This window comes from Acidimicrobiia bacterium (assembly GCA_018057765.1).
Lineage (GTDB): Bacteria > Actinomycetota > Acidimicrobiia > IMCC26256 > JAGPDB01 > JAGPDB01.
Genome location: JAGPDB010000030.1, coordinates 1 through 10,966 on the forward strand (window position 1 = coordinate 1; position 10,966 = coordinate 10,966).

Consider the following 10,966-nt stretch of genomic DNA (forward strand, 5'->3'; position numbering starts at 1 on the left):
TATGGACTGGTCCTAAATATCAATTGGATTATATTTTGGTTCCTAATGATTCGAAGAGTGGTCCAGCCTTTAAGCCTGTCTGCAACCTTGGTTCTGACCATTGCATGATTGGTGCTTCAGTCTGGCACTGATTCTTGCTTACTAAAGTTAGAAAGGATATTATTCATAAAAAATAATGAAGTGATTGCTCTTTGCTCATTTCCAATAGTGCATTATATAATAAATAAAAAATAAATTAAGCCCCCGTTAATTTTTTAGTTTTCGGTTAATTATTAGATAAAGGAATATCTACTATGAAACAGAATAAAATTTTCAAAATGAACTTGCTATTGATGTTAACGATAGTGATGGTTTTCAGCACAGCTCAAGGTTTTGCTGCGACGCCAAGAGCGACTGCACCTAAGACTAAAATTTCAACTGTTGACTGGAATAAGATGTCTTTAAGTCCATATACCCACAAAAAAAGTGATACTAATTTATATTGGTTTAAGGTTGCTTTTTTGGATCGCTCGATGTCTTCTGGTACTATTCAAGAAATTTGTACTGGCGAGTTTAATCAGCTTAAAAGTGACATGAGAATGCCTGGATATTTTTTTCCAATTATTCGTCATCATAATTGTCCTCCAGGAGAATACTATGGAATGGGTATTATTTTTAGAGGTAAGGAATTAGCTCATCAAGTGCATGTTTTCAAAGATCAAGCAACTCCAACACAGACGTATGGAAAAGGAGCTTTAGGTATGATTTGTGTTAAACATTCATATTTAAATAAAAAAATTACATCTTGTGTTACGCATTTGGATTTCCCGAAAGTTACAGGTGGCATAAATAATAATTGGATTGGTATTAAGCAACTAAAGCAATATACTCTATACGGCACTCTGTTTGATATAGGGGCAGGTGGCAAGAACTATAATAAGTCTGATGTCATATTTTTAAATGGTGATTTCAATCAACTTCCTAATAGTGTTGCCGGATCAATTAGTGGATATAAATCTACAGTAGTTGCAAATACTCATAATGCTCTAAGTAAGAACGGCCCGAGTTACCAATTGGATTATATTTTGGTTCCTAATAATTTACAGAGTAGTCCAACGTTTGAGCCTGCATGTAACCTAGGTTCAGACCATTGCATGATTGGAGCTTCAGTTTGGCATTAATTATTAATTTCTAGATAAAGGAATATCTACTATGAAGCAGAATAAAATTTTCAAGATAAGTTTACTCTTGACGTTATCAATATTATTAGTTTTTAGTACCACGCAAGGTTTTGCTTCTACGCCTAAAGAATCTACGAGTAATTATAAGACTAAAATCTCAACTGTTCAATGGAATATGATGAGTAGGGATGCTTCAACTGGCAAACGCAGCAAGACTAATCTTTATTGGTTTAAGTTTGCTTTTTTGGATCTCTCGATGTCTTCTGGTACCCTTGAAGAGATTTGCGAAAGTGATTTCAACCAACTTAAAAAAGATATGAAAATGCCCGGTTATTTTTGGCCATTTAAAGACTACAGTGTTTGTCCTTCTGGTGGGAGAGTCGGAATGGGTGTAATTTATAGAGGAAAGCTTATAACGGCCCAAAAACATGTATTTAAAGATCAGCGCAACCCTGCTAGTACCTATGGAAAAGATGCTCAAGGTTTGGTCTGTGTTAAACACTTATATCTCGGGAAAAAGATATCTACTTGTGTGACCCATATTGCTTTCGACAACAAGGTAAAACATTATATTAGAGATAATGCGCTCGGTGGCCGTCAACTTGCACAATACAAACTTTACGGGTCTCTATTTTCTCTAGGTGCTGGGGGTAGTTGGAACGTTGCTGATATTACTTTTTTGAATGGAGATTTTAATCAATTTCCTTCCGCAGTAGCTAAGAATACTTCGGGTTTTAAATCAGCGGTTGTTGCACCTACGCACAATGCTTTATTGTGGACCGGGCCTAAATATCAAATAGATTACATAATGGTGCCAAACGGCTTGACCAGTAGTCCAGCGTTTGCACCTAACTGTAAACTCGGCTCGGATCATTGCATGATCGGTGCTTCAGTTTGGCATTGATTTCTAGCTTCAATAGCTAAAATATACATTTGGATACTGTCGATTTAATGACCTTAATTACGGGTTGTTCAAACGATAGTATCCTTTCTCGTTTCTTTTCTCCTAATTCCGGCATTCGCATATTTCTTGGGTTCAACTTACTAGTGCGCTTTTGATCTGGAATGAACTTTTAGATTTTCTACAACATAAATTTAATAGTACTGTAAAAGAAGTGAAGGTATTAATTCGATATGCTCTATATCAAAGAGAAGCAAACTTCGTTTACGCTTAACATGTAGACAAAAAAGAATCCAGATCTCTTCGCTATTCCTCGGAAGACAAAATAAGAATTGCTTGGACCTCGTTGGGGCAACATAGATTTTGATTGCAAACGAGTTATCATTCGACACACAATTTTTATATTTGAACTGAAATCGATCGACAACCGAACCGGCTCTGTTTATATTGCTAGGATATGCTTTATATACCGATTGGTTCGTCTAGATATAACAGGGTTAGACGCTACCTCTCCTAGTATGGAAGGGCGCTATCATGTTAAATTCATTACATACACATAGTCGAAAAATAAATCACAAAACTAAAACTTTTAATTTCAGATTTTTAACCGTAACTTCAGTTGCCATAATAATATTCACTTCGATATTTTTTGTTTCGGCCGCTTCTGCTGCACCGCCTATTGGGTTAGGAACGGCAAATAGTTTTGCTGTCCTTGCAGGTTCAGGAATTACGAATTCAGGTTCAACAACAATTAATGGCGACATAGGTACTTTCCCAACACCTGCAATTACTGGATATGGATCGATTACTCATACTGGAACTAACCATGCCGACGACAACGTTACTCAAGGTGCAAAAAATGATATTGTCACTGCATATAATCAAGCAGCCGGAGCAGCTTCGCCGACGGCTGTCGCCACAGAACTTGGCGGTTCAACTCTCACACCGGGGGTATACAACAATGGAACTTTGGGTATCACAGGAACACTTACCCTCGACACACAAGGTGATCCAAATGCTGTATTTATTTTTCAAGCGTCAACGACCCTAATTACAGCAGCAAATAGTAACGTTGTATTTCTTAATGGTGCAAGTTCATGTAACGTTTATTGGCAAGTTGGTTCTTCTGCAACTCTAGGTACGAACTCTTTTCTGGAAGGTACCGTACTTTCAGCATTTTCAATTTCTGCCAATACCGGAGCCCGAATTCACGGTCGTCTTCTTGCCCTTGATGGAGCAGTAACTCTATTAAGCAATACAATTAATATTGAGGGTTGCGGCACACCAACCATAATTCCAACAAATGGAACTACTGTGCCTTCATCAAATAATGGCGGACAACCATCAGGCTCTACATCGGGTTCAACGCCGGGCTCTGGAGGAGATGACGGGACGTTGGCAGACACCGGTTTTAATAATTTTCTATTTTTCTTCGCGATCACAACAATTGGCCTAGGAATGTTTGCTCTCGGGTTAACAAAAATTAATAAGATTAAAAAAATTAAAATTTAACTATAGGAAATTAGAGCCACATACTGTTTACTTTCGCTATGTAACATTTTTACTTTCAGTAAGCATTAAATAATAAAATCCAATAAGGATATATCTACTTTAGTGATTAAAAGAGTAAAGAGTATCAACAATATACGATTTAGAAAAAGCTATAGTTCTTTTATGTAGAAAATTATATTATTAACCCTTGTTTTGACTTTTGCTTTAGCTACTGTATCGTGTTCTGGAGATAAGAATGGTGAGAAAAAAGATGGTGATCAAAGAGGCAAGCCTTCGAGTGCTAATAATAAACAATCTTCAAACAATAATGTCCCTGAAGCGCGAGCAACTGATATTAAGATAAAGACAATAGGATGGAATATTGAAGAATACGATCCAGCTACTAACAAAGCTGGCGACATGGTGTTTACAAAAGAATCGTTCGCATCAGATTTGATTTTCACCCCATACGGGTTAGCCGATATCCGATCGAATGATCCAACAAAAATAAATCCACAACCTGTTTTCTTCCTTCCAGTGGGAACGAACGTTCTCGCATTAGGTGATGGTTATATAAATAAATTAGAAAAGCTTTATAGCGGCGATTACACCATTTGGATAGGATCAGAAAATGCTACCGGTAAAGAAGAGCTGATGTATCCAGCGTATGAACACGAACACCTTATTAACCCAACAGTAAAGCTTGGCGATAAAGTGAAAGCTGGGGACGTAATAGGAACTGTCAGCGATTACGATACTCAAAACCATCCTGGATTTGGAACGATAGAAATAGGAAAATTAAACATGGATGGTACACATACTTGTGTCTTTGTTGACCTAGACAAATCTGTTAAAGACAAAATTAATAAAGATCTCACATCTATAATGGCTGGCTGGGAAACTTATCTTGGCAAGCCTAATATTTATGCACAAGAAAGCTACAAAGATCCAGGCTGTGCGACTTATGACGCTACACGATAATTAAAAGTACTAAATATTTACATATTATTTAACTAATCGTTCTATAGCTAGTAGTGCTTCGTCAAGTTTGTCTTGTCCTTGTTTTTTATCGCTCTTAATTGCATTAACTACACAATGGTCAAGATGATCGCGAAGCAGAAACATTGCAGTTTTTTCTAATGCCTTTTTGATTGCACTTACTTGATCGAGTATCTCTATACAATATCGATCTTCCTCTACCATACGAGAAACACCTCGCACCTGCCCTTCAATTCGTGCAAGTCGCTTGATCAGGCTCTCTTTATCTTCACTATATCCAACCATCATTATCTTTCTAAATACTTGTTTCTATTTTTGTGGATTGAATCTTCTAAGTCGAAGACTATTTCCCACTACGAATAGGCTGGATAATGCCATTGCAAAACCTGCAATCATCGGGTTTAGAAATCCCGCAGCGGCCAAAGGAATAGCAGCAACGTTATATGCAAAAGCCCAAAAGAGATTCGTTTTTATTGTGCCTAGCGTTTTGCGCGATAATTTTATTGCGTCGACTGCTGATAGGAGATCGCCTCGTACAAGAGTCAGATCGCCAGCTTTAATTGCAGCATCGCTTCCCGTACCCATAGAAAGTCCTAGGTCTGCCTTCGCAAGTGCGGCTGCATCATTTACACCGTCACCAACCATGGCTACAACAGAACCTTGTTCTTGGAATCGAGCAATAACATCGACTTTGTCTGCGGGTAAAACTTCTGCAATCACTTCTTTAATCCCTACCGAAGCAGCAACCGAATTAGCAACAGCTTTGTTATCTCCCGTAAGAAGTACTGGATTGAGACCAAGTTTGCGAAGCTGCTCGATTGCATTTTGCGAACTTGGTTTTATAGTATCGGCAACTATAAGAATCGCACGAGTTTTAGAATCCCAACCGGCAACAATCACAGTCTGTCCTTTAGCTTCTGCATCTTCTTTAGCCAAGCGTAATTCTGGATCTATAGATAGACCAGACTCCTCAAGAAAAGAAGATCGACCGGCTATTACTTTATGGCCATCAACTAGACCTTGTACTCCTAGCCCAGCTTTACTAATAAACGATTCAACTTTTGATAGTTGACCTACTTCGTCTTGTGCCCCCAATGCAATAGCCCCAGCAATTGGATGTTCAGAAGCATTCTCGAGCGCACCTATAAGAGTTAACACTTGTGCTCTGTTAGTTTCTTTTGTAAAAACAATATCAACGAGTGTCATTTTCCCAACAGTCACTGTTCCTGTTTTGTCTAATACTATTGTGTCGATTCGGCGTGTAGATTCGAGTATTTCTGGACCACGAATTAAAATCCCTAGTTGTGCTCCACGACCGGTTCCAACAAGTAATGCTGTAGGTGTAGCTAGCCCGAGAGCACACGGACAAGCAATAATTAATACTGCTACTGCCGCAGTAAATGCGTGTGCTGAAGCATCTCCAGAGATTAACCAAAAACCGAGCGTTGCTAAAGCTAACAAAATTACTATAGGCACAAAAATGGCTGATACCTTATCAGCAAGTCGTTGCACTGGTGCTTTTCCACTCTGCGCATCTGAAACCATCTGTGCCATCTGCGCTAATTGAGTGTCATTACCAACACGTGTAGCCTCAACTATAAGACGCCCTCCAACGTTAATCGTCGCTCCAATTACACGATCGCCAGCTTGCACTTCAACTGGCACACTTTCACCCGTGAGTAAAGAAGAATCAACTGCCGATGTTCCTTCATGTACGATACCGTCGGTAGCAATTTTTTCTCCTGGACGGACAACAAAATAATCACCCTCAACTAATTGTTCTATTGGAATACGCACTTCTTGGTTGTCTCGCAATATTGCTACATCTTTCACACCGAGTTCCATGAGTGCTTTAAGAGCTTCTCCGCTTGTACTTTTTGCTTTAGCCTCAAAATATCTGCCAACTAGTATAAAAGTAGTCACTGCAGAAGCAACCTCGAGATAGATCTCGTTTGTTCCACTTCTTTGGCTTGTCATGAGATCAAAAGACATTTTCATTCCAGCCATTCCAGCATCGCCAATAAATAGAGCAAATAGCGACCAGGCGAATGCAGATAAAGTACCAATTGAAATTAAAGTGTCCATGGTTGCAGTACCATGTTTTAGATTTTTCCAAGTAGCAAGATGAAATGGAAGTGCACCCCAAATAACTACGGGTGCGCTCAAAGTCAATGATAGCCATTGCCAATTTCTAAACTGCAGAATAGAAAGCATGGACATAGCAACTACAGGAATTGAAAGTACAGCACAGATTATTGCACGATCTTTTAGGCTCTTTGTTGGGTCAGACTTAACGCTATCTTCAATCGATGTATCAGATTTAACCTTTGGCAGAAATGCTTTATAACCAGCAGATTCAACTGCATCGATTAATTCAAAAGCATCAATACCTTCTTCGAAAGTGACGCTAGCTTTTTCAGTGGCATAGTTCACTGACGCTACTACACCTTCAACTTTATTAAGTCTTTTTTCAATTCGCGCAGCACAAGATGCACATGTCATACCTTCAATATTTAGTTCAACTTTTTTTGAGTTAGTAGTGTTAGTCATTTTTATCTTCTTCACATATTGATTTTTTATCGTTTATTAATCTGAAGCAACTTCATAGCCTGCTTCGCTAACAGCATCTTCAATAAGTGATTGCTCAATTTTATTTTCACTGCTAATTTCAACTTTGCCACTTGCAAGATCAATATCGACATTTGATACACCGTCAATTTTCTTTAATTCTTCGCTCACCGAATTGACACAATGTCCACATGTCATTCCTTGAACAGTGTATGTAGATGTGAATGTACTCATAATTGCCTCCTCCATATATTGCTACTTGAAATAGCATACCCCTACCTCCTGGGGGTATGCAAGTCGAAGTCGAAAACTTGATGCAATAGTAATAATTAAGTTACCAAAAACGTGTGAGTTTGCTTTTCCAAACTCACACTTAATTTGTTATTTAATAAATTGAAATCTACGTCGTTTTGCTAATATCAACAGTATTGTTCCGCCTGCTGAGAGCATCAAAGTTATCATCACGAGGATAGAAGCGAAGCTCACACCTGTTGTCGGAAGCGCCGGTATTGATACTGGAGGTATTGATACCGCTGTTAGCGTTGCAGCATTTGTGCTGTAATTGATTCGGTAAACGTATCCATCTGAGCTAAATGTTGCTCCGTCAGCTAGACCATTGAATGTTCCAGATAAAGCTCCAGTGGAAGCAACGATTGTAAATTGGCTGGACTCCTCTGGTGCATAACTATTGTACCTGCTGACATTTAGAGTTGCATTGCCTAAGTTTGTTGTTCCAATAACGTTAGTCTGGTCGTATCCTGAACAAGCTGAGGCACCACCTATTTCAACGTTGAAATTGCTTCCAGAATTAAGAGCAAGTGAATTGGCTTGCAAACATCCAGGAGAGTTGCCAGTACTTAGGTTTCCACCAGCATTAACTGTGGTGTCGCCAATAGCGCCGGTACCTTTAAGTGTTGCACCAGTTCCGATAACAGTATCGATTTCAGAAAGCAATGCACCTCCAACATTTACGTCACCACCGCTAACAGCGATAGTCGGACCCTGGCCAGCGGTACCACTATAAGCTGCACCTGTGAGATCCCAAGTGCCAGTACCAATTTTGGTGATAGCAGTAGGAGCCGTGTTAACAAACGAACCAGAAAACGCACCGCTAAGATTTCCGCCACCGACAGTAAAACCTTGAGCCGAGCTGTCCGCATATAAAAGACCATCACCAATTAGAGATCCAATAACTTCATCGGGATCATTTGAAGCAAAAAGTGCTCCATGCGCTGGATCTGTGATTAGATTAACAATTGCGTTATCCGCAATTTGATTATTGCCGGGAACCGCAACAAGGAAAAATGCGCTCGTAGTCGATGTAGCCTTCACTGTAAGATTTCCTGGGATTGCAATACCAGAAGTTTTCCCTACGAATAGGTCTCCACCAGTTACGTAAGTATTTCCTACATAATCATTTGGAGTTGCTCCACCAAATCCGATTCCTCCAGTGCCGCCAACGCTGGTAACTATGATATCACCAGTGCCAGTGATTGAACCAGAAAAGTCGAGCTCGCTTGTACCAGCTAAACCGTTGGAAAACGTTGTGTTCCCAGTCAAAGTTATGTCACCAATAATTGTCGCATCGTCAGTAACGTCAGAAAGAATGATTGCACCTGTACCGGTTCCATTACCCGCCACAGTTATATCTTTGTCGACTGTGATATTGCCTCCTAGTCCTTCAAAGACGATTCGGCCTCCGTCGTCGATAGTAACGTCGCCTGCAGAAGTACCCATGGAACCAGCTTGATCTGCCGATAAAGTTCCACCGGCGCTGATTGTTGTGTCTCCAGTAAAGAGGCTGGCATTAGACATATAAACATAAGTTCCTATTACAATATCTCCAGAACCTGAAACAACACCATCTTGAATGATGCTTCCGTAGGAAATATTGTCACCATAAAAAAGTGCGTTCGCTCCGACATCAACTGTTCCAGAAATCGTAAGTGTGTCTCCTGCAGCTGTGCCTATAAAAGAGTCGGTATCAACCAGGGTTATATTTCCACTAATTGAAGCACCATCAATCATCCCTATGATTTCTGGCGATGATGATCCTGCATATAAGGAAATGTCGTTAGGAATATCTTCAGTGGTGTTGTCATAAAGTACTGAGCTTCCTGTAAGAGTTACATCATTGGATGCGGCCCCTAAACAAGTTTGAGCTTCACAAAAGATAGACGCGCTTGCGTTTACCTGCACTCCTGATGTAGCTGAGAACGTATTAGTGCCCTTAAGCTCTATGGTCTTATTTAACACGATAAATCTTGTTGTGCCAGTGATAGGACCAGTAAATTCCAGGGAATCAATTACAGGACCGGTAACGTTTAGGTCGCCCGTAAAGTTAAGAATAAGGTTGTCTGCGATTACGTTGTCAGTACCACCTGAATAAAACGAACGGGAAGTTGTAGCAGTTAAAGTCGTTGGAATGTTGATTGTGTTATATGAACCGTCAAGACTTAAAATTGTTGTACTTGCAGGATCTAATTCAATTGCATTTCCTGAAAGGTCGTAATGGTCACCAGTAATACTGATGTTGTCAAAAACAGTTCCGGCTACGAGATCATTCACGTTTGTTATCCGTGCTGCACCGGCAGGGAAAACTAAAGTGTCGCCAGGTCCTGGTGCAGTTGCGCCGTCAACTGAGCAAGACCAGTTGGCCGACGTTGACCATAGGTTGTCGGCTCCTGCGCCGCTCCATGTGCAATTGTCAACAGCAGCCGATGCTGGTGACGCGGTGAAAAAAATCATTGGTGTCACAATAACTACCAATGCAAGAAGTAGACGTAAAAGGAGTTTCATTTTTCCCCTTAGAAAACTAACAATAAATGTAAATTGATAATACTCTATTTTTATTTATAATATTACTATCTAGCTAAAAATATATTTTTTAGTGTGTGCTTTGGGGTATTACACATGTTTTTGCACGGGTGTACTAATACTGATGCAAATACCGCGCAAACCGTTAAATGAACAAATGTGTGATCTATCAAACATCGGTTTTAACGCAGGTGGTCTTTTTCATTTTATAAATAAAATAGCCAAAAAGAATTACACCAATACCTAAAACAGCAAAACCCCATGGTTCTCTATTCGTTTTGAGTTCAATTGATTTCTTTACTTGTTCTTTTGGAGTGGCAATACTCCTACTTTCTTGAGTGCCCAAAACACTCAAAGGTACGCTTGTAACAACTTGCTCAGTACTATCTTGTACTTGTACCTGTGTATTTTGCTTTGGAATGATTTTTGAATTTGTTGTTGATTCCCTAAGACAAAATCAACTTTATTGAATCAACTATGTCTTTAGTACTTATTGACCGGTCGGTTATCTCGGGTTACTTTTCCAGTGGTCCTTTAATATACATTGCAACATCGCGGTCAAATTCATTAGTAGAGCATCTCGCTCTATAATATTGCATTTACGATTTTATCGTTTTCAAAATCAACTAATCCTCCACTGCGTTTAATAACTTTAAAATTCATTTTTTATCGCAATCTTGATATTTTTCATTTAATGCATTTCCAATTTTTGGAGATCTCAGACAATTATTCCAACGTAGCAAATAAGTCAATACTAAACATGTATTCTTCTAGTATAAGACTATATATTTAGAATGGTAAATTTCAATATATTTAAAATAAGGTTTCACCTACCTTATGGGGCAAACTGCGAAACGCAGCAAACCACCAGAAGGTTATCTCTTAAAAAGATGAGATCTTAAATGGTGGCGGGGATAGGATTTGAACCTATGACCTTCGGGTTATGAGCCCGACGAGCTACCAGACTGCTCCACCCCGCGGCGAAACATTTCAATATTTCGTATTGAAAGTAGGTATATAAGAGTACTCA

General features: G+C 39.4%; 9 protein-coding genes and 1 tRNA gene. 4 read left to right on the forward strand and 6 right to left on the reverse strand.

Features of this window, described 5'->3' with window-relative positions:
- The first annotated feature begins 293 nt into the window (after window positions 1–293).
- From KBF89_08060 to KBF89_08075, 4 genes are all read left to right on the forward strand, one after another.
- Window positions 294–1,160: a hypothetical protein gene (locus KBF89_08060; protein MBP9116276.1), complete on the forward strand. Its 867-nt coding sequence runs from the start codon at window positions 294–296 to the stop codon at window positions 1,158–1,160.
- A gap of 67 nt (window positions 1,161–1,227) precedes the next feature.
- Window positions 1,228–2,064, forward strand: a complete 837-nt coding sequence (locus tag KBF89_08065) for a hypothetical protein (protein ID MBP9116277.1) — start codon at window positions 1,228–1,230, stop codon at window positions 2,062–2,064.
- A gap of 531 nt (window positions 2,065–2,595) precedes the next feature.
- Complete coding sequence (locus tag KBF89_08070; protein ID MBP9116278.1) at window positions 2,596–3,573, forward strand: DUF3494 domain-containing protein; 978 nt, start codon at window positions 2,596–2,598, stop codon at window positions 3,571–3,573.
- 192 nt (window positions 3,574–3,765) lie between these two features.
- Entirely contained in the window at window positions 3,766–4,533 is a 768-nt protein-coding gene (locus tag KBF89_08075; protein ID MBP9116279.1) for a M23 family metallopeptidase, read from the forward strand.
- A 24-nt stretch (window positions 4,534–4,557) separates the two neighbouring features.
- On the opposite strand, the gene KBF89_08080 is transcribed toward KBF89_08075, so the two are convergent.
- The 6 genes from KBF89_08080 to KBF89_08105 form a co-directional block, all read right to left on the reverse strand.
- Entirely contained in the window at window positions 4,558–4,836 is a 279-nt protein-coding gene (locus KBF89_08080) for a metal-sensitive transcriptional regulator (protein ID MBP9116280.1), read from the reverse strand.
- Window positions 4,837–4,860: 24 nt separating this feature from the next.
- Window positions 4,861–7,101, reverse strand: a complete 2,241-nt coding sequence (locus tag KBF89_08085; protein ID MBP9116281.1) for a copper-translocating P-type ATPase — start codon at window positions 7,099–7,101, stop codon at window positions 4,861–4,863.
- Between the two features lie 36 nt (window positions 7,102–7,137).
- A complete protein-coding gene (locus KBF89_08090) occupies window positions 7,138–7,353 on the reverse strand; it encodes a heavy-metal-associated domain-containing protein (GenBank protein MBP9116282.1) in 216 nt (71 codons plus the stop codon).
- Window positions 7,354–7,500: 147 nt separating this feature from the next.
- Entirely contained in the window at window positions 7,501–9,918 is a 2,418-nt protein-coding gene (locus KBF89_08095; GenBank protein ID MBP9116283.1) for a hypothetical protein, read from the reverse strand.
- A gap of 187 nt (window positions 9,919–10,105) precedes the next feature.
- Window positions 10,106–10,291, reverse strand: coding sequence for a hypothetical protein (locus KBF89_08100; protein ID MBP9116284.1), 186 nt, complete (start codon window positions 10,289–10,291; stop codon window positions 10,106–10,108).
- 548 nt (window positions 10,292–10,839) lie between these two features.
- Window positions 10,840–10,916: transfer RNA gene (locus KBF89_08105), tRNA-Met, on the reverse strand.
- Window positions 10,917–10,966 lie beyond the last annotated feature (50 nt).